Below are 20,644 nucleotides of genomic sequence, written 5' to 3'. Positions count from 1 at the left end.
AAAATTCTACTTTTCAGAACTACTTTTTTTCGGGGGGATTACCGACCCACTTCTGTCCTTTATGCGATAAGTTCCTCTAAAAGCGTTTTAACGTATATCCTTTTATCTTCTTTCTGAAATAGCACATTGCGCTTGCCAAATTCAACGGCATCGCCACCTGACCACCATTTGACTTCTTCCAGAGGTGTGTTCGAGACAATGAATGAGGTCATGGTGACGTTGTCATTTTTGAGGCGATGCTCAAGCTCTTTGACCTTTTCGAAGAACATGATTTTGGGATCTTCCAGGCCTCGCAGGCGCAGAATGCCCTTAGGGTCTACAAAAGCGATGTGCTGCTTGCCGTCTTCTACAAGCCAGAGGATGAAGTCCGGATGGAAATTCTCGGCTTCGAAGAAACCAATGCCTTTGCCTTTGCTCAGGTTGCGCAACAGATAAAGCTCGCGGCCTTCGAACCAACTTGTGTTAGTGTCGTAGAATTTTCGGAGGTCGAAGACGAAGTCCTTTTCTCCTTCATTGAGGTCTACTGGCGTGACTTTGACGAGAGCTGATGTTTCCTTCCCGTTTACATGCAGGAGTGGATAGTAGAGGTGCTGTTGGAAAACAAAAGATTGAAGCTGAAGGCCTTGGTCTTTGAGGTCGCCGTTGTTGATTGCTTCCTGAAGTTCTTGGACTTCCCTAATGATGTTTTCTGCAGACTTGTCGACAGCAATCCGGTACTCGTCAAAGAAATTGGGATCATCAGGAGTGATTTCCTTGTAGCCCATATGCGGCTTCTCAAACTCGTCTTTCTTGTACCCGTAGAACCGATCGCAATACTTCTTAAGCAAGGCGACGATGACTTCCTGGCAACGTCGAATATTCGTGAAACTGGTGGGTTCAATTTCTTCTTCTGGAATCTGTAGCTTGAACCAGCCGCCTTCAAGAATGAGGTCTTTCAGCAGCTCCTTGTTGAGATTGAAATTAAACCAGCTACGTTCGTTTTTGTAGCGAACGAGCTCAAAGAAAATCTCGTCCCAATTGATGAAGGCTAAATGTCTCTCTTCGAGTCTCCAGACTTCATGCTTTTCGCCATCGGCAAAAGCCCCTTGGTGAGCCTCGGAAACGATGGCTTGGATCTTGGGATACCAGTCGAGGGTGAAAGGCCGTTTGGTGAGCCTCTCAGGCGGAGTGGCCAGAGTCGTTCTTTCTTCTTTTTTGAAGTTCACATCGTCAGAAACGCTTGGCACCTTGAGCTTGACCTTGCCCAGGTTACGGATGGCCGGAAGCACAAACTCTTCGACTTCGGCGGGAAGGCCTTCCTCTTCAAGAAATTCTTTGAATTGCTGCATGTAGTCGGCACGGACACCGAAGATATTAAGCGTTTCGCAGGTAGTGATGAAGTCGGGCTTTGGAACATCACGAACCTCTTTGCTTCGTTTGAGGCAAAAATCATATCCCTTCAAACGCACGCCGCGTCCGAAAAGCTGTATGATTTCAGACCCTTCGCTTCGGCCGATGTTCATCAGCCCCATGGTGCTGACGCGCCAGCTATTCCAGCCCTCGGTGAACTTCTTTGAACCAATAAGCAGATTGATGCCACCATCTTCGTCGTTAATTTTTTGGAACAGAGATTCCGAAAAATCTTTCTCAATGGCGACAAGCTCATCCAGCTTATCGCAAAGCTTCCAGAGCTTTTTGGCGTCGCCAACATTGATCACACCAAAGGGATCGTTTCCTTCACCCAGTTTGAGTGCGATTTCACCGTCACCGCCTTTGAGATGCTCGACGTGGATTTTGCCCGGAGTTCGCGCGTGAAAGACACGCTTCAAGATATCATCGAAAACTTCTTCAGCTGTGAGTTTCGCAATCTTCAGATGCCCAAACGTGGCAGCAAAAATACTGCGACCATTAGCATCAGTGAGGCCATCAGTTCCGCTGAGGATACGATCCAGAGCAGCAGAGCTGGCCTTCTTGTCTTTGGTAAATATGCTGAGAAACCGCAGGACAGCAGTAACGTCCGAGACGTCTTGCCCTCTTTCTTTGCGGACAGCATTAACTCTGCCGCCGACGAAGACCCAGAGGGGGCGGTGGATGTTGAACGGACGCAATTTCTTGTGCCCTTCCTCGAATAGTCGCACCTGCTGGTAGAATGAAAGCAGGCAGGCTGAGAGATATAAATCCATTCTCTCTTGGTCAGTTTCTTCGGAAAGGTTCAGGATTTTGTAGTCTTTGCCGTAACCGTCTTTGTAGAAATAGCGATACGAATAGTCAAAAATGATGCACTTGGCATACTGTTCGGTCAGCTTCGGCTTGTTCGCAGCCTTGAGCGCCTGGCCGAAGGTTGCCGAGTATTCGAAAGAAAAGCCTTGCTCGCAGAGTTTGTTGCGTTTTTCCATCCACTCCTTGCCGCCCGAACCTTTATGGCCTTCGTCGACGAGCACGAGGTTGTTGCCCTCGAAGGAATCAACGGCCACGGTCTTGTCGCCGGAATCGTCTTTGAGTTTGTGGATGTCGATGATTTCGATCTGCTTCAGATGGCGGCTCGTTTGGTCCTTTCGGAACATGTGCGCGGGCATTTTGGAGAGCTTAAATTCTCCTAAATGTTGGAGGGACAGCCCTTCGTTTGGCGTGAGCAGGATGATCCGGTTGAGGTCGCGTTCGTGCCCGTATTTCTTCAGGTAGTGTTTGTACTGAAGAATATTGATGTGCATGAGCAGCGTCTTGCCCGATCCGGTGGCATTCCAGAAGGCGAGTTTGTTGAGCTCATTGATTTTGAATTTGCTGACTTTATCAGCATTCCTCAATCCGTCGTTAAACTTGAGCAGAAATGCATTCAGTTCACCCAGCAGGCTTTCCTTGTCCTGAAAATATCTCTCTAAATAAATTTCTGTAAAAAGCAGGGAGAGGTACTGGAAGTATTTAGGGGTAATAAGCTTACTGCCATGAGAGCGAGGTTCTGCCATAGTCTTCCAATGCCTGACGATGTTTTCGTCGTATCCCAGAAGCCGTTCTTTGGTCAGCGAAGAGCCAATCGGAAGATGAGGGATGAGGACCTGGACGAATCTGCTGATGTTGTCTTCGTCAAAACCTTCAAGACTGTCATCAGTAAGATGCTTGGCAAGGTCTTCGAATTTCTTTGCGCCGAAGAGGCTGAAAAGCCACTTGTTGAGGGCAAGACGTTTATAGAACGGGATAGGCATGTATATTAATCCACTAAGGCTTCGAGTTTAACGAGCCAGGAGTTGAAATGGGGGCATTGTTGACGGATTGTCTCCAAGCCAATTGCTTGGGCGATGTTCGGTCCCTCAATCGTCTTTTTGTATTTTCTGGGGCACAGGTTTTGGATTCGTTTTGCAGGGGCTGTTTCCGGGCCTGTGTTGATTTCTTCGGGCTCGCCGGAGCTGTCTACTATGTTTTGAATATGTTTCTCTTCTACGTCGATTCCCAAGGCTAGGTATTCAGGAGAGCTGAACAGCAAGGCTTCAAATTCGTGCATGGAAATATACGGAATTAAGCGATCAGCAACTCGTAAGTCAGGATAAGCTGCTTTAACAGCTTCATAGGTAGCCTTTTCTACCGCGACGCCAATATCATGCGCTTTCATATTCGCAGTTACGTCAGAAATACCTGGCCACTTGGTGTCGATTCGAAAGAAATCAAACATGGTGGTTACAATTGTATCGGCACGTTGTTTTAAAAAATTTCTGAAAAATGGGGACACCCGGTCAAACTTAACGTCTCCACCCTTGTGGTTATCTTTTCCAATTATAGTTGCATAGAAAAAGATGTTTTTCGCGCCAAACTCCGGGGCGAGCACATTGTTGACAAACCCTTTTTCTGTAGGCCCTTCGACAATAACAACCACTGTAAGTTTGTTATTCATACCTTGGCCCCCCCTCAAAGACGTTCTTTCGCCAGAGGTCGCCGAGAGTGTAGTCTTCCAACCACACATTGAGCTCGTTGGTACGTAGTCGTCTAAAAGACGATGCTCCATCATTCCTGTTCGCAACAATCACATCTTCCGGGTCGAAGTGATCGACAAGAGAAGCTGATTGGGTGGCAATGATAAGCTGGGATTTTTCTGCTGCTGCTCCGATAAGTTCTGCAAGGATGCTGATGGCAAAGGGATGCAGGCCAAGCTCAAGCTCGTCGATAATGATGATGGCCGGGGGATTGGGCTGCAATAGGGCGGTGGCCAGGCATATGAATCTGATGGTTCCATCAGACAGGTGGTGTGGTTGCATAGGGTAATTTTCAGAACCCTTCTGGTACCACTCCAAGTTGACGCTTTCTTTTTCTCCTCGTTTGACCACATTCATTGTGAAGTCTTTGAAGAAAGGAGCTACTGTTTGAATTGCTTCGATAATGTCATCGTAAGCTCTCGGCTCTTCATTTTTGAGGCGTAGCAGAAAAGGAGCAATGTTGGCGGCATCCATACGCAGGAATTGGTTATCTTGAATTATTTCAGATGTCCGCATTGCAGAGTGAGCGCTTGTGTCCTGGAAATGGTAGGGGGCAATATCGACAAAAGCCTCTTTGGTTTTGTCGGCATTTCTCAAGGTGCTTTCAACTTCTACAGGTTGCTTGGTGTCTCGGGCTGATCCTTCCCCTGCGAGAATAGCTCCTGCAGTGCCTCCCCATGCAGCTCCCTTATTCCCGCCCAGAAAAGCACCAAGAATCGCGCCTAGTGCCGCACCGGTGAGAACCTTTCCTCCCATATCTTGTGCAACCGCAGTCTCTCTTGATGACCGTGTGAGGAGAAATGTCTCTCTTTCGCCTCCAGCCATAAGCGAAGCTTCAATCTGCTTTGTGCGCTTAGGTCCGTTGTGGAGGAAATCGTTAATACCCCCGCCTTTTTCTATGAAGCTGTCGAGGTTGCCCATCATGGTTGAGCGGAGCATTTTGAAGAACTCGACAAAATTACTTTTGCCCGCGCCATTGGCTCCAATGAGGATGTTGATGTCTTTCAGCTTGAGGGCTTCCAGGTTTCGAATCGACTTGAATCCCTTAATCGAAATTTCGGATAAGTGGCGTTCCATTTACACATCCTCCACGTCAAACATGAGTTGTTTGAAATCGTCTTCTATGAGCCGGACTTTCCAGGTTTGGTCGGGGCGGCGAAGGTTTTCGAGGTTGTTGTCGCCGTTGACGTAGATGAGGTCGAATTCGGTGTCGCGGGTGTTGTAGTCCTGTTTGCGGAAGAATTCGTCCAGTTGTTCGTTATTGGTCTCGTTTGTGTTGCGCCAGATGACGAGTACGTTGTTGCCGTCCGGGCTGGTGCCTTCGATGACCTCGATGCCTCGGATGAAATCACGGCGGATCACGGTGAGGCCGATGAGGTAGTTGAAGGTCTCCACCAGATCGACGGGGCGCACCTTGGTTTCCCCAGCACTGCCGGTGGCGATCTTCATGGTGTAGTTCCACGGATCGTCAAAGCGGTCCACGTTGAGCAGGGAAGCGCTTCCCTCGGTCTCCATGTCCATCATGTAGGAGAGCATGTACTCTTCTTTGAGGGCGAGGGAGGTGTCGAGGAGCCCCTTTTGTGTGTCTGTGCGCTTGATAGTGAGGTTGTTGAGGGCGTCTTCGTATGATTCAAGGGAGATATACTTAAACATATGGCTAGAGCCTTGACGTGAAACAGGTTTCCCATCTCGCCAGTCGCTAGAGTAAATTACCTTTTTTAATCGTGGGAGGATAACCGTCTTAAAGTGGTCCCCCATTTCGACTAGGATGTATTTGCGCTTCCCGCCATCTTCGTGATTCTTACTAATCACTGCATGGCCTGTTGTCCCAGAACCTGCGAAAAAGTCCAAAATCAAATCTTTTTTATTGGCACCAACTTGAATTATTTTTTTGAGAAGTCCTACAGGCTTCGGAAAACCAAATTCTCTAAAACCAAGATGCCGCAACTCAACTGTGCCTTGCTCATTTATAACTTCAGTTTCTTCCCAAATCGACTTAGCCTTTTTGGTCCCTTTTCTCGCTTTTTCATATATGTTCCAGCCGCCATCTCGCTTTTGTTTGGCGACTAAAACAGACAAAGGCTCTTCAGTTAATGCCTGTTGCACTTTTTCAGTGCCCCATCGCCAACAGGAATCTACCCCTTCACTGTTTTTAGGAGTAACCTTAAGCAGGTGGTCATCATCCTCAGCAAGTGAGACGCTTGCATATCCATTTTTATCAGTGGTCTCATGGGCGACATAGAACGGGTAGTAGAGATTAGGTCTGTTATGTCGTCCAAATTTGGGATTTCTGTTTCTGAGTTCCCACAGTTCGTATATACCCTTGGAGTCTTTTAAGGCATTCTTTGCTACTTCTTTAGGGAGTTCGTGCAGCTCTGGTACAGAGCCAATCCCATAAACAATAAGATATTCATGGGTTTTAGCGATTGATTGGTATGTTTGCCCTCGTTTGTTCGATTGCACTATTACTTGAGTTTCAAAACAAGATTCGCCAAAAACAGAATCTAAGCACTGTTTGAAGTGGGCTTGTTCATTGTCGTCTACGCTTGCAAAAAACGGTGCTCCAACCCCACTTAGGGTGGGGAGTTGTCGAAGCCTATCATTGATCATACTGAGCCAACTTGAGTGTTGATAGTTGTCTTTGTAAACGAAGCCGTCTCCTCCCGTATTGTAGGGAGGATCAATATATGTACATTGAATTTGTTTAGTGTATCGACGAGAAAGAAAATTTAGTGTCTGAAAATTTTCTCCATTTATTACAAGACCATCATTTCTAGTTTCATAATTATCAATTCCTGATAAAACAACTTTTTTTATCTCGTTGGAAAAGAATATTGTATCTAGTGGTAATGATTGCTGTTGCCGTAAAAAATCTTCCGTCAACGGCTCAGAATATCCCTCAATCCCCAATTCTTTTTTAATCTCATCAATCGCAAACAACTCAACCCATTCTTTTCTCTGGGCATCGTTTGCACATATCTCAGGATACAGCTCTTCCGGCACTCGATCCAAAGTGATGCAGTAGTTTGTCTCAACAACAAATTTCTTTTTGAGCCATAGTTTTTTCTGGAAGTTCTCCAACTGCTCAAGGAACTTGATGAGCTTGTGGGCTATCTGTCTGAGCACTTTGATCTGATTCAGATACTGCTCCACACGAGGGACGGATTCCTCCTCGATGTCATCGAGATGCATGATTTCGTTCTTGATAAAGAAGTCCAGCTCCCGGCGCAGGAAGCCGCCGAGATCCTTGTGGATGAAGTAGTCGAAAGAGTTTTTGGCCGTGTATGTGTTGAGGTGCTTGGTCAGTATGGGAGTGCCGTTGTCTTCCTTGAAAAGTTCACGAATCCAACCGGCAAACTCCACGTTGCTTTCCAGCGTCTTTATAGCTGCTTCATTCAGCTTCTTCTGTGCCTGCTTCTTGGCAAACGGGCGGTAATCAAATCGGATGAACAGCTCCCCATCTTCTTCGATCATGGGTGTGTCTTCACACAGCACAAAGCGGCGTTCTTTCCCCTCAAGCGCCTTGTTGTTGGCAATCTCGGTGTCAGCTTCAACAAGCTTGAAATGAACAGTCTTGCGAGTGTCTTCTCCTTTTTTCTCGGGGAGCTCACCCAGCTTGAACGTATAGTCGCGGAAGTTCTCGGAAGACTTGATATAATACTGGTCCGCATTGGCCCAATGGAGCTTTACCTCTTCGCCTTCGTAAGGGATGGCGTAGACGTCCTTTTTGTAGCGTCTGAGCGACAGGAAATCGCCGTCTTTGTAGTAACGACGGAAAAAATTGTAGAGGTGGGAATAGACTTCGTTTTCTAGCTCGGAGACATCGACGGCAGCTTCGAGTTTTTCTCTGAGGTCTTTAACTTTTTGCACCTCATCAGGATTCACGCCAAGTCCTTGTGCTTGCTTGATCGCCTCATCCATCTCTTCCTGAATATCGCCACGCCCACCAGAGCCATACTCGGCAAAGGATCGCTTCACCTGAGGCAGCAAGTCCTTATCCAGAAACCGGGTTATCTCGTCCCGCTTCTGGTTCATGATCCGGTAGATACCGAAATCAAGGTCAGGGCGATCTATCTGAAACAGCTCTTTCAGGAGCTTGATAAGGCGTTTGTATTTTTCGTTCACAGGTGTCTCCTAAACGACTTCCCATTGTATGGTAAAAAGCGGTGTCACGTCGGTCTTTCTGCTGATCCGTTTCTCTAAACTGTCAATTAGATGGTCGCGCTTTGCTTCGATTTCATCTTCTACATCAAATATCTTGCGGCGTTGCCTGCGCTTGGTCTTTTTCAAATCAGCTATCCGTTTTTGCAGCTCTTTCTGTTCTTCCATGGTCGTGGCCAAACGGGCCTGCCGGTTGAGCGCCTTAATCTGCGCCTTGGTATCGGCCAGCTCTTTTTCCGAGGCAATGACCATATCCTCAGCCCACCGGTCGAGCCGCTCCCGTTCCTCATGAAAGAACCGGTTGTTCTCATGAGCCGACCGGCTGATGGTCGCTTTGACGTGCTGCTTGGCATCGCCTTCAAGGCGCTCAAACGGGCTTCCCTCAAGGGAACAACCATTGCCGCACACCTGCGCATGGCAGTTGAACAGCTTTTCGCATACTTCTGGATCAAGCGTCTGCATCTTTTCGTCAAAGCCGGAAAAAAGGAGATACTCTTCGCGGCGGAAAGATTCAATGGTTAAGAGCTGGAGTGTGAGCCAGCCTTTCATGCCTTTCAATTGCTCCACCATGGCAATCCGGGTGGGATGGCTGGAAATGTCAAAACGGATACTGGCGTCTGGCGTAGCGCACACTTTACCTTGGTCAATGACATGCTCCCCAAGCGGATGCGACGGACGATAAAGGTACTCGCCTGCCACATTAGTCTTATCCTTGGAAATAAGGTGATACGTACCAGGGCTTGCGTTCTGAATCGGTGAAGGCTCAAGGTTGAAGCAGAGATTCTCCTCTTCAAATCGAGCAAGATCGCGCAGGATAAATCGGGTCAACGTCCAGAACTGCTTGCCGAAACGATCAAGCTGGGAATGGGCATCATCAAGCTGCACCTTGAGGCGGGTATGAACATCCTCGTCAAAGTGATCCAGCAGGAGCTTCTTGGTATCCTCCATCTTCTTGGTGATTTGCTCCTCAAGATCAGCCTGCAATGCTTCGAATGCTTCCTTAATTTCTTCCGACGAACGGCAGGACTGATAGATGCTCAGAATGCGCTTTTCAAAATCAACACCGGATTCAATTGAGCCGAGTACGGCATCGGACGAACCAAATACGCCGTTAAACAGGTTGAACTTGTGTTCCAGCAACTCATACACACGTTGGTCGGCAGCATTACGCTCATTGAGAAAGTTGACCACAACAACATCGTGCTTTTGTCCGTAACGATGGCAACGGCCAATGCGTTGTTCGATGCGCTGCGGGTTCCACGGCAGGTCGTAATTAATGACCAACGAGCAAAATTGCAGGTTCACGCCCTCGGCGGCAGCTTCGGTAGCGATCATGATCTGGGCGTTGTCGCGAAAGTGCTCAACCAGCGCGGTGCGGACATCAATCGGACGAGAGCCGCTGATACGTCCGGAGCCTTGGTTCTTGCTGATCCAGGCATCGTAAATGGCGCGGGTGTCCTGGGCAGAATTGGTGCCGTTGAAGGAAACGACCTTATTGGCGAATCCGTTGGCTTCGAGAAATTCCTTGAGATAATCCTGCGTGCGGCGGGATTCCGTGAAGATTAAGGCACGGCGCTTGGCTCCCATCTTTTTCATTTCGAAAAAACCAGTGTCGAGGGCCGTGAGGAGTGTCTTCGATTTCGTATCAACCCGGATATTTTTAGCCCACAAAATGTATTTGTCGAGCTCGTCTATCTCTTCCTGAACCTTCTCCAGATTCAGCTCTTCCTCGGCTTTCTCTTCATCTTCAAGAGCGAGCAGTTCCTCCTCTTCGAGGAGTTCGTCTTCAAGCTCCTCCATATCGATGAGCTCTTCGGCAAGCTTGATTTCAGTGATGAATCCTTCCTTGAGGTCCACCAGCCGTTTGCGCATGGTCTGGAGCGTGCCCAGAAGCGCGTAGGTGGACGAAGCAAGCAGCTTACGTAGGATCAGCTTAATGAGGTGCCGCTGACGGCTGGGGAAGCAGTATGTTTCTTCACGCCTGAGAAATTCCGAGACAGCGTCGTAAAGTCGTTGTTCTTCGTCGGTCGAACGGAATTGGAAGGCGATCGGCTTTCGTTCGGTGAAGCGGATGTACTCCAGCACGTCTTGGCGCAAGGTTCGCTTGCAGACGGTGCCCAGCCGTTCCCGGAGGAAGGGGAGATCGCCGCCGCTATTGATGAACTGCGACCGAAAGGAGCTGATGTCGCCGAACATGTAGTCGTCGATGAAGGTGGACAGGCCGTAGAGTTCAAGGAGTGAATTTTGGAGGGGAGTGGCGGTCAGGAGCACTTTAAAGCAGTCTTCAAACGCCCAGCGCAGGTTCTGCCCCATCTTGTTGCTCGGACGGTATGCGTTCCGCAGTTTGTGCGCTTCATCGATGATGACCAGGTCCCAATTGGTCAGCCGCACTTCCTCTTGCATTCGCGAGGCGTAGTGGAACGAGGTGATGATGACCTTGTCCTGCTCGAACGGCTGGATGTTGCCGTTTTTCTTTTCAAGCCTGTAGGCGCGTGCATCGAGCACGATGTTCGGGGTGTTGAATTTTTCGGAGAGTTCCAGGCTCCACTGTTTTCTGAGCGACGCCGGGCAAACGATGATCATCTTTCGTTTTCGTTCCGACCAGAATTGACAAAGGAGCAGCCCCGCTTCGATGGTCTTACCCAAACCGACTTCATCGGCAAGGATGACACCTTTTGAGAGGGGCGAACGAAGCGCGAACAGAGCCGCGTCTATCTGGTGCGGATTGAGGTCTACACAGGCATCAAAAAGGGAGCGTGAGATCCTCTCCACGCCATCAAGAGGTTTCTGAATGGTCAAGTCGTGAGCGAAGTATTTGGCATGATACGGAGTCGGCATCTGGAACCTCGTTGTTCTTTGTCTGACTCTATACATCGAATCGTCAATAATTTAAAGACGTCTTCTTGGGAATTGAGTTGCTTGAGGCTTTACTGACTGTCAAAAAGGGGGCGGCAGGATAATAGCTGCAATAATAGTCGTTAGAGAAACTCTGGTGAGGGTTGTCGACCACGAGAAGGGACGAGTCGCTAGCACCACAAGGCTGTCGGGATTGGGACTGCGGGCCCGTGAAATACCAATGGATAGGGGGACTATTGGGGGGACCAATTTTTTGGCAATAAAAAGGCCGACGCTATAGTCGGTAAGTTTGTTTAACAATGGCGGAAGCGTACAGGGGTCGAACCTGCCCATGACATCACTGCCATACATTGGTTTTGAAGACCAAGCGCCACACCGGTGACGAAACGCTTCCATGTCGTTTTGGCGATGACTCGCCGTGTGTCGAAGCTCCAGAGTTTGATAGACGTCCTTGTGCCATGTGATGACATCGTCTGATTGGGGCAGGAAGAATGCTTCCATTGGCCGCTTCGTAACGAACTGGAAATACTCCTATCAAGTTTGACCGGGACAGACAAGCATCAAGCATATCCTGACGGTTTGACCCTCAATGTTCCTGCAATCGGTCAATGTGCGCCAATTGCGCAGCCGCCAGCCCGTGGCGTGTGGGGGCTATTTGTCGTTGTGTGTATCCGGTACATTCTTGAAAGCTGGTCTGGGGCGTTCATCGACGGTGAGTGTGAAGACGTCTGGACGGGCGTAGTGGCCAGCTATATCCATGTCATAACGGGCTTTGATAATGTCATCGAGGTCGATCTCGGCGGAAATCAGGCCTTCTTTTCCTCGCAGGGGGCCGGCAAGGATGTCTCCCATGGGGGATATGATGATGGAATTGCCCCGAATGAGTGGTTCGTCTTTTGGCCATGTTGGGTCCAGATGGGTTTCGTCGGTCGGCGGGCCTTGATACTGGCATGCGCTGACGAGGAAATTGCGGCCTTCATAGGCGATGAATTGCATACTGGCGACCCATATGTCGCGAGAATCGACTGTTGGAGCACACCATATGTCCATACCTTTGCCGTACATGGTGGCCCGGAGGAGTGGCATATAGTTCTCCCAGCAGATGGCTCCGGCAACACGACCAGCTGGTGTCTCGATGACCGGAAGAGTCGAACCGTCCCCTTGCCCCCAGATGAGTCGCTCCGTGGCTGTCGGCATGAGTTTTCGATGTTTCCCGGCGATGGTGCCATCTTCGGCAATGAACAGGGCCGTGCAATACAGTGTCGAGCCACCGCGTTCAATGATCCCCACAACCATGGCGGTTTCACACCGTTTGGCCAGACCACAGAGTTGCGTGATTTCCGGGCCGTCAATGTCCACGGCTTCGTTCCAGTATTTCAGGAAATCGTCACGGCCTTCGGGAGTGCGATAGCCCAGTCTGGTGCCGAAGTCCGCTCCTTTTGGATAGCCGCCCAGAATTGCTTCAGGCAGGACCAGTAGATGACATCCTGATTGCCGAATGGCTGTTTCATATCCCAATATGGTCTCAAGAGTGGCCGCAGTTCCGTGCTCAGAGCCGACTTGCAATGCGGCAACCGTTCTTTTTTTCATGACCTATCTCCGTGATTTTTGAGAAAAGTACGGGAGAGCGGTCATGAGCGCAAGAGACAAAGTCCAAAGAGATGGACGCCGATGTGGTGTCTCTTCGGCGGGATGCTGGAAAAGGTGTGTGGAGTGACTGTTGAAAGAACAAAAACAGCAGCAATCACTGATGTAATTGCTGCTGTTTTCTCGTGGCGTCCCCAAGGGAATTTGAACCCCTGTTAACGGTGTGAAAGGCCGCTGTCCTGGACCAGACTGGACGGTGGGGATGCATGATGCAACAGGCTTTTCAGTAGGTTTTCTGGAACCTTTTGGTGCCGGTTTGCCCCGTTGGAGAAGCGTGTTTTGTACATTTTCCTGCACGGGGCGAGTCTTTTTTCAGGGGGATATAATTTTTTCTGCTTTCCTTGTCGGGATTGGAAATATCTGGCGTGAAGGAGTGGGGCTTCCTGCGAGAAAAATGCGACAATTCAGCGCCTTGATCCAAGAGTGTTTTGTCGTTGTTATGAGTATGAAAAATTGAAGCAGTGATCGGTGTTAAAACCTGTAATTATATCTAAAAATAACTTTTTTTGACATAGCGACAATATTGTCGTATATTACAATCGATTGAATTTATTTTGTTAACCATCGATGTTGATTCCAAAAAGATGCATTGAGGGTGTTTTTTGGTGCAGTGGATAATGATTTGTTGCATCGTTATTTCGATATAACACTGTTTTTTTGTAGTCATTAATTACTGTACAATTCAAAAAGTAGTATGATTGATCGTTTTACAATAAGTACCATGCCTTTGCCTACAGAGTGGCATATCCAATCTGAAAATTCACCTATTCACGGTGTTCTCCGGATAACTATCCCCTGCGGTCTGCGTGACCGTGTTCCCGTACCTTAGCTCTTCTTTTTTTTATAATTGTGTAGGTTACCTTTTCGTCTTGGATGAAGGGGGTCTGTTGTCACATATATCGGAGAGAGCATGGGAACTATCCGCGTAGAGAATTTGTATAAAATATTTGGAAATAAACCCCAAAAGGCTGTGGGGATGCTCAAGTCGGGCCACGACAAGAAGTCCGTTCTTGAGGAAACCGGGATGACCGTTGGTGTGAATGATGCGTCCTTCACCATAGAGGCCGGCGAGATATTCGTTATCATGGGATTGTCCGGGTCCGGCAAGTCCACCATTGTCCGCATGCTCAATCGCCTTATCGAACCGACATCAGGTCGCGTCCTTGTTGACGGACAGGATGTCACGGGCATGAGTAGCAAAGAACTGTTCACCTTCCGGCTTCATAACATGAGCATGGTGTTCCAGTCGTTCGCCCTCATGCCGCACCAGACCGTTCTGGATAATGCCGCTTTCGGGCTGGAATTGGCTGGCGTGGAAAAAAAGAAGCGTCACAAGCGTGCGCGCGAGGCATTGGAACAGGTCGGATTGGCCGGTTGGGAAGACCAGTACCCTGATCAATTGAGCGGCGGTATGCAGCAGCGTGTCGGATTGGCCCGCGGGCTGGCGGTCGATCCTGAAATCTTGCTCATGGACGAGGCGTTTTCTGCCCTTGATCCGTTGATTCGTACCGAAATGCAGGATGAGTTGCTCAAGTTGCAGGATGAGCATCAGCGCACCATCGTTTTTATTTCCCATGACCTCGACGAGGCGCTCCGTATCGGTGACCGGATCGCCATCATGGAGGGCGGCAAGGTCGTTCAGGTGGGGACGCCGGACGACATTTTGCAAAATCCCGCCAATGACTATGTCCGTGCGTTCTTCCGCGGTGTCGATCCCACCAACGTCATCAACGCCGGAGATATTGTCAAGGATACGCATCCGACTATCATCATCACCAAGAAAGGGAGCATGCGTGCGGCCCATGAGATTCTCAGCGGCAGCGAGCGGGAGCACGGATATGTGCTTGACGCGCATCGTCATCTCATCGGTGTGGTGTCATCCGAAGGTATTCAGGCCGCATTGGAAGCCGGGTTGAGCGAATTGTCGTTGCGTGAGGTCCTGCTGCCGGAGTTTGAGGCCGTGTCATTGGATGATTCCATGCAGGATATCTTGCCTCTGGTCGCGTCGAGCCTGTGGCCCGTACCGGTGGTTGACGCCAACGGGATTTACAAGGGTGTTGTGTCCAAGAGCCGTTTTTTGAGGATTCTGCACAAGGCAGAGGACGTTATTCAGGATGAAGGGGGCGAATAACCATGTTTGAAGAAGCACTTATACCTCTTGACCAGTGGGTTTCGACTTTTGTTGATTTGCTGGTTGATGATTACAGAGACATTTTCCAGATGTTGAAATGGCCTGTGGAGCAGATGCTCAACGGGTTTGAGCGGGGGCTTACCAGCCTGCACCCGCTGATTGTCATAACTGTCATTGCCGTTGTGGCGTTGAAGTTCTCCGGGAAACGGCTCGCTGTCTTCAGTTATTTCGCCATGCTCCTGATCGGCTTTTTGGGGCTGTGGGAGGATTCCATGATCACGTTGGCCATGGTTTTGTCCTCGGTGGTCATCTGCACGCTGCTCGGCATTCCGCTTGGAATCATGGCCGGACGCAGCGACACATTCGAGGCGGCGTTCAGGCCCGTGCTGGATGCCATGCAGACCACCCCGGCCTTTGTGTATCTGGTCCCTATCGTCATGCTTTTTTCCGTGGGTAACGTGGCGGGTGTCCTTGCAACGATCATTTTTGCCCTGCCGCCCATCATCCGGTTGACGAGTCTGGGAATCAGGCAGGTTCATCCCGAGTTGGTCGAAGCGGCTCAGGCCTTCGGTGCCAACCGCTTGCAGGTGTTGGTCAAGGTGCAGATTCCTCTGGCCCTGCCGACGATTCTGGCCGGATTGAACCAGACCATCATGATGGCGCTTTCCATGGTTGTCATTGCCGCGCTCATCGGTGCGGGCGGCCTTGGTTCCCCTGTCATTCTCGGTCTGAACACGCTTGATATCGGCCGTGCGGTTGTCGGTGGCGTGGGGATTGTACTCATGGCTATCGTTCTCGACCGCATCACTCAATCAATGGCTCAAAAGTAATAATAAAATACAGAATCTGAGGAGGTTCCATGAAGTTGATGAAGTTGACGTTCGCCGTAATTTGTGCGGTTCTGATCGCGTCCTCCGCTCTAGCAATGGATATGAAACCGGGCAAGGGCGTGACCCTGAACCCTGCACGCGCTACCTGGAATACCGGCTTTTTTCAGGAAGCTCTGGTCCGTCGAGGGTTGGAAGAACTGGGCTATACCGTCAAGAAGCCCAAGGACCTGTCGAATCCCATCGCTTACAAGTCCATTTATCTGGGCGATATCGACTACTGGTGCAATGGCAACTTCCCGCTGCATGATGCTCAGCTGCCCAAGAATTTTGAAAAGCGGGGCGTGATTCTCGATCCGATCATCAAGGCCGGCGGCATGCAGGGGTACCTCGTGTCCAAGAAGGAGGTCGAAAAGTTTGGCATCACGTCTCTCGATGATTTTAAGCGTCCCGAAGTCAAGAAGGCGTTTGACCTGAACGGCGACGGCAAGGCCGATCTCACCGCCTGCCCTCCGGGCTGGGGCTGTGAAAAGGTTATCGCCAGACATATGGAAGTGTATGACCTCGCCGGTCACATCAAGCCGATCAAGGCCTCTTATGAAGCAGGCATGGCGTCCGCTCTCGGAGCATTCAAATCCGGCAAACCGATTTTCTTCTACACTTGGACCCCCAACTGGACTGTGTTCAAGGTCAAGCCGGGCAAGGACGTGATGTGGATCAACGTTCCTGCCGAGGGTGATACCGAAGCTCCGGTTTCCGGTATCGAAGGTGCTGTCTCCGATCCTTTGCGTCCAGGCTTTGTGGTATATGACATTACCGTCGTGGCCAACAAGACGTTCCTTGAGAAGAACGCGGCAGCCGCAGCCTTCCTGAAGAGCTTCAGGCTCACCATCGGTGATGTCAGTGCTCAGAACACCCGCATGAATGAAGGTGAAAAGTCCGACAAGGACATCGCCAAGCATGTTGACGAATGGATTGCCAAACATCAGGACAAGTGGAACGGCTGGCTCGACGCAGCTCGCAAGGCCGCCAAGTAGCACCTCTTCATTTTTGAAGAGATAAGCCCTGGTGACGGATGTCACCGGGGCTTTCTTTATGGTCGGATCGGAATTGAATACTGGTGAAAGTTTGTATTTAGTGAGCAGGTGGTTCAGTTGATGTGTGCACCACGTCGAATGCAGTAGGGTGAGCAGTATGGCTTCAAAGAGGGAGATGCTCAGAGAGATGGTAAGGCCTTTTGTTGCGTTGGAGTAGGGCATTTGCTGCTTGAAAAGAAATTCCGGAAACGTAAATATCCGGAATGCTCTTCGTGTTTTCAACACAAACAAAAAACGGGGTACATCGTGAAGATGTACCCCGTGAATTTTCGTGGCGTCCCCAAGGGGATTTGAACCCCTGTTAACGGCGTGAAAGGCCGCCGTCCTGGACCAGGCTAGACGATGGGGACGCACTTTTTTCAAACGGATGTGCTGGTCAGCTCCAATCCGTGAAGGGCGTGTTTTACACAAAACCGAGGGCTTGGCAAGCGCATTTGCTGTTTTTTTTAATTTTTTTTGATGAACACCCAAGAAAAAGGGTGTTCTATGTTTGATTCATTGTTTTTTTGCTGTAGTGTCATTGGTGATTATCGGAAAAATGAAGCAGAGGAGGCCTTATGAGATACGGTGTGTTGAAGGTGGGGGTTTTGCTGTTTTTTTTGCTGTTGTTGCCCGTGCAGAGTCCTGGAGGGCAGGGGGATCTTGATTTGTGGCGTGATGGAACCGTCAAGACGGTGATTATCGATTTTGTAGAAAATATCATCAATGAGTCCGGACCGGGGTATGTGCCGCCTGAGGATCGGATTGCAACGTTTGACATGGATGGGACCATCCTTGTTGAAAAACCGCAGTACGTTGTTTTCGATTTTGCCGAGCGGGAATTGCTCAAGCGGTTGGAGAAAGAACCGTCACTCAAGACAGTGCAGCCCTACAAGGCCGTGCTTGAGAAGGATATGGCCTATTTCAGCCATGATCCGGCTGCGATCAACAGCCTGTATACCATTTTGCTCTATGCCACGGATGGCTATACGGATGCGGAATATTCCGACGCACTGGCCGCGTACTTTACGCAGGTGAAAGACGCTCGTTTTGGCACGAGTTACAACACGCTGGTCTATGCGCCCGTGGTGCAGCTTATTGATTATCTCAAGGCGCATCAGTTTACGGTCTATATCTGTTCTGGGTCCGACCCGCAGTTTACCCGGGGCTTTGCGCTGAAAGCCGCCCATGTCAGCCCGGAACATGTGATCGGGACCACGGTTCTGACCAAATGGGTTCGGAATGGGAAGCGGGCCGATTTTGTTCGGCAACACGCCTTTGTGAAGCCGATCAACGACAAGGAAGGCAAGCCCGTGAATATTCGGAATACCATTGGCCGGGTGCCTCTCTTTGCCGTGGGGAATTCTGGCGGAGACTATCATATGCTGGAATATTCCAAGACCGCCGCTCGGAGCATTCAGTTGATCGTCAACCATGATGATCCTGACCGGGAATATCAGTACAAGGATGAGGCCATGCGGGCGATGTGTGAGGAAAACGGCTGGCATGAGATCAGCATGAAGCAGGATTTCAAGGTGATTTTCGCCGAAGAAGTTTCGCCGTAGCCCCGCAGGGGAAAGACTTGACAAACAGCCTTTGAAGACGATGCTTCAAAGGCTGTTGTCGTTTAGAAGACCTGTTTCAATCTGGCCCGACTTGCTGGCGAAAGGGTGTGCGAAGACAGGGCGGTGGCAATCAGTTTCTTGGCTTCGGACTGCTGGGTCGGTGTCTCGGCGATGTTGAGAAGATAGAGATAGGCATCGGTGAATTCCGGCCAATTCTTGATGGAATTTTTTAGTGTGGTGCGGGCCTTTTCCGTGTGGCCTCCTCGATGTTGGGCAAAGGCGAGGTTGAAGGCGTATCGAGGATCCTCGCGGAGATCGGACGCGGTTTGGGCGAATTCGATGGCTTCTCCGGGCGACTTTTCCCCAACAAGGACAGAGAGATTATATGCGGCTCCGGCAAGCTGGGGATCGGCTTTCAGACTGGCTCGCAGATACGTTTCGGCTTCGTCAATCTTGTTCAACTCACTTTTGAGCAGGCCCAGATTATAGAGAATGGCAGGGGCTTCCGGAGCCAGCTTCAACGCTTTCATGAGCAGCAGTTCCGCGCCCTTGAGATCGTTCATGCGGGCATGGGCCATGGCGTTGTTCACGAGTGGCGGAATGGCCTGTGGTGCAATGTCATGGGCTTCTCTGAAGGCGATGCGGGCTTTTCTGAATTCCCGGTTGAGCAGATAGTAATTCCCGAGATTGTAGTGGGATGTCCACAGGTCCGGGCGCGCTGTCAGGGAATGCAGGTATTCCGTTTTTGCGGCTTCGAAGTGTGATGCGTGTTCACCCTTGGTGATGTGCATGGGCACTCCGGTCAATGCGGCGGCGGCTCGGATGCGGACCAGTCGAACCGGGTCTCCTGTGGCCTGTACCAGAGCTTGAAGGGCCTCTGGGGACCTCGGTGGAGTGAGTGCTTCGGCTGCGGCTGATCGGACCAGCGGAGAGGAATGTTCCATGGCCGAGAGGATGGCGGGCCATTTGTCCTGCATGGGGCAGGCGCGGAGGAGGCGGATCAATGATGTCACAAAAATCGGGTCACTGTTTGGATCGGTGATATACGCGGTCATTGCGGGCAGTTTGGACCACTCGCTGTTTCGGGCGGCATCAACGAGACCTGCGCGGTGAAGGATTGGGGCCTGATAGTCCCGGGATCGCCATTGGCGGACAATGGAATCGGCCCAAGCTGCGTCTTTGTCCGTATGGCATCCATTACAGGCATTGGGAGAGCCGAACGCCATGGTGGTGGCCGGTGTCGGCGGAAGCATTGAATGGTCGCTCCGGTCCATGCGGGCAAAACGGGTTTTGTGCATGTGACAGGAAAGACAGGTCGGCGTATCCGGGCCGGGTGTGTGCATGGTATGTTTTCCCGGGGCAGAGACCTTGGCATCATGGCAGGGGGCGCAGGCGGTGTTCGGGGCGTTCTTTTGGCGGAAGCGGCCGCTTGACGTGTGGCAATGGACGCATCCCAATGCACCGGACTGGACACATGGACTGAGGCTCCAGGTGGTGTGGGTGTAGTTCTCGCCGAGGTCTCGGCCATCGGGATACCAATCAGGGTCTTCCAGTGTGGTCAGATCGAAATGGTCATAAAAGGCATCGCCCGGCATGAACGAGCCAGTCAGCGGAATCATCTGGGCGTGACAGGGTGCGCAGGCGTCCGAGTTCTGCTGCACCGTGAATTTCCCTTTTCCCCCGAGGATTTTCAAGTCGTCCGGGACCGTGCCCTTTTCGGCTTCGCGACAGACCCGGTTGTGTTCGGACGAAGGCCCGTGACAGGTCTCGCAATTGATGCCGGGTTCGGCCCACGTCGTTTCATACCTGCCGGTTTTCTGGTCATAGTTGTTTCGTAACTGGCTGACGTGGCAGCCGTGGCACGAAGTATTGAAAGTAAAGGCTGCATCAGTCCAGGACACGGCATCCCCCCCCGTATGTCGAATGCCGCTTCCGGCCATATCAAACCATTCTTTGTTGACCACATCATAGGCCAACGGAAGGGTTTGAAGCCGTCCTTTGTCCATGGGGGTCAGGAAATAATAGACGTATTTCCCCCCGAGAACGTGCTCGATGGGCAGGCGATTCTGTTCATCAGCCGTTGTGGCAAGGATGTACCCTGTTCCTTTTTCGACATGGGCGAGATACTCGATGCCTTCAATAGTCAGGGGAGAGGGCTGGTGGGTCAGGTTGGCCCTGGCGAATTCGTCGGTGTAAGGCTGCATGGCTGTGCCATGTCGTGACGGTGCCCACAATTGGTAGAACCGTTCATGGCAGTCCCGGCAGCTTTCAGATCCCGCAAAGTGTTGCGCCTGTGCCGGAGGGGACGGTGTGGCGAGGAGTGCGATTAGGAGAAAGGACCATAGTACATGAAGCGGAAAGTGCGATGTCGAGTGTCTCATGGCGTTCCAGTCTGTCTTTCAAGCGGTGGATGAAGCACCGTGTGCCTGCTGGTGTTGCA

General features: G+C 50.7%; 12 protein-coding genes and 2 tRNA genes. 5 read left to right on the top strand and 9 right to left on the bottom strand.

What is annotated here, in order from left to right; all coding sequences use genetic code 11:
• Positions 1-59: 59 nt before the first annotated feature.
• The 7 genes from GO013_RS12480 to GO013_RS12450 all read right to left on the bottom strand — a co-directional run bounded on the left by GO013_RS12480 (position 60) and on the right by GO013_RS12450 (position 12,548).
• Positions 60-3,179: a DEAD/DEAH box helicase family protein gene (locus GO013_RS12480; RefSeq protein WP_163811598.1), complete on the bottom strand. Its 3,120-nt coding sequence runs from the start codon at positions 3,177-3,179 to the stop codon at positions 60-62.
• Positions 3,180-3,184: 5 nt separating this feature from the next.
• Positions 3,185-3,862 (bottom strand): DUF4276 family protein, encoded by a 678-nt coding sequence (locus GO013_RS12475; RefSeq protein WP_163811596.1) that lies wholly within the window; start codon positions 3,860-3,862, stop codon positions 3,185-3,187.
• A complete protein-coding gene (locus GO013_RS12470) occupies positions 3,855-5,018 on the bottom strand; it encodes an AAA family ATPase (protein ID WP_163811594.1) in 1,164 nt (387 codons plus the stop codon). Before GO013_RS12470 ends, GO013_RS12475 begins: the two co-directional genes overlap by 8 nt.
• Positions 5,019-8,066: a site-specific DNA-methyltransferase gene (locus tag GO013_RS12465; protein ID WP_163811593.1), complete on the bottom strand. Its 3,048-nt coding sequence runs from the start codon at positions 8,064-8,066 to the stop codon at positions 5,019-5,021.
• Between the two features lie 9 nt (positions 8,067-8,075).
• On the bottom strand, positions 8,076-10,940 hold the full coding sequence (locus tag GO013_RS12460; RefSeq protein ID WP_163811591.1) for an SNF2-related protein: 2,865 nt from the start codon (positions 10,938-10,940) through the stop codon (positions 8,076-8,078).
• 318 nt (positions 10,941-11,258) lie between these two features.
• Positions 11,259-11,352: transfer RNA gene (locus GO013_RS12455), tRNA-Sec, on the bottom strand.
• Between the two features lie 257 nt (positions 11,353-11,609).
• Positions 11,610-12,548, bottom strand: coding sequence for a carbon-nitrogen hydrolase family protein (locus GO013_RS12450; RefSeq protein WP_163811589.1), 939 nt, complete (start codon positions 12,546-12,548; stop codon positions 11,610-11,612).
• Positions 12,549-12,807: 259 nt separating this feature from the next.
• Here GO013_RS12450 and GO013_RS12445 point away from each other — a divergent pair, with 259 nt between their 5' ends.
• The 4 genes from GO013_RS12445 to proX all read left to right on the top strand — a co-directional run bounded on the left by GO013_RS12445 (position 12,808) and on the right by proX (position 16,600).
• Positions 12,808-13,062 (top strand): hypothetical protein, encoded by a 255-nt coding sequence (locus GO013_RS12445; protein WP_163811587.1) that lies wholly within the window; start codon positions 12,808-12,810, stop codon positions 13,060-13,062.
• 453 nt (positions 13,063-13,515) lie between these two features.
• Positions 13,516-14,736 (top strand): glycine betaine/L-proline ABC transporter ATP-binding protein ProV, encoded by a 1,221-nt coding sequence (gene proV / locus GO013_RS12440; RefSeq protein ID WP_163811585.1) that lies wholly within the window; start codon positions 13,516-13,518, stop codon positions 14,734-14,736.
• Between the two features lie 2 nt (positions 14,737-14,738).
• The gene (locus GO013_RS12435) at positions 14,739-15,566 is read left to right on the top strand and encodes a proline/glycine betaine ABC transporter permease (protein WP_163811583.1); all 828 of its coding nucleotides are present in this window, start codon (positions 14,739-14,741) and stop codon (positions 15,564-15,566) included.
• A 29-nt stretch (positions 15,567-15,595) separates the two neighbouring features.
• A complete protein-coding gene (gene proX, locus GO013_RS12430; protein ID WP_163811581.1) occupies positions 15,596-16,600 on the top strand; it encodes a glycine betaine/L-proline ABC transporter substrate-binding protein ProX in 1,005 nt (334 codons plus the stop codon).
• A 332-nt stretch (positions 16,601-16,932) separates the two neighbouring features.
• Here proX and GO013_RS12425 read toward each other — a convergent pair.
• Positions 16,933-17,010 (bottom strand) — tRNA-Glu (locus GO013_RS12425).
• A 207-nt stretch (positions 17,011-17,217) separates the two neighbouring features.
• Between GO013_RS12425 and GO013_RS12420 the strand changes: the two genes are divergently transcribed.
• Entirely contained in the window at positions 17,218-18,204 is a 987-nt protein-coding gene (locus GO013_RS12420) for an HAD family hydrolase (protein ID WP_163811579.1), read from the top strand.
• Positions 18,205-18,266: 62 nt separating this feature from the next.
• Here the strand turns inward: GO013_RS12420 and GO013_RS12415 are convergent, their stop codons facing one another.
• Entirely contained in the window at positions 18,267-20,408 is a 2,142-nt protein-coding gene (locus GO013_RS12415) for a HEAT repeat domain-containing protein (RefSeq protein ID WP_163811578.1), read from the bottom strand.
• Between the last annotated feature and the right edge of the window lie 236 nt (positions 20,409-20,644).

Source organism: Pseudodesulfovibrio sp. JC047, assembly GCF_010468615.1.
GTDB lineage: Bacteria > Desulfobacterota > Desulfovibrionia > Desulfovibrionales > Desulfovibrionaceae > Pseudodesulfovibrio.
The sequence above is the reverse complement of the archived record's forward strand: the minus strand, read 5'-3'. Positions and strand labels throughout refer to the sequence as shown.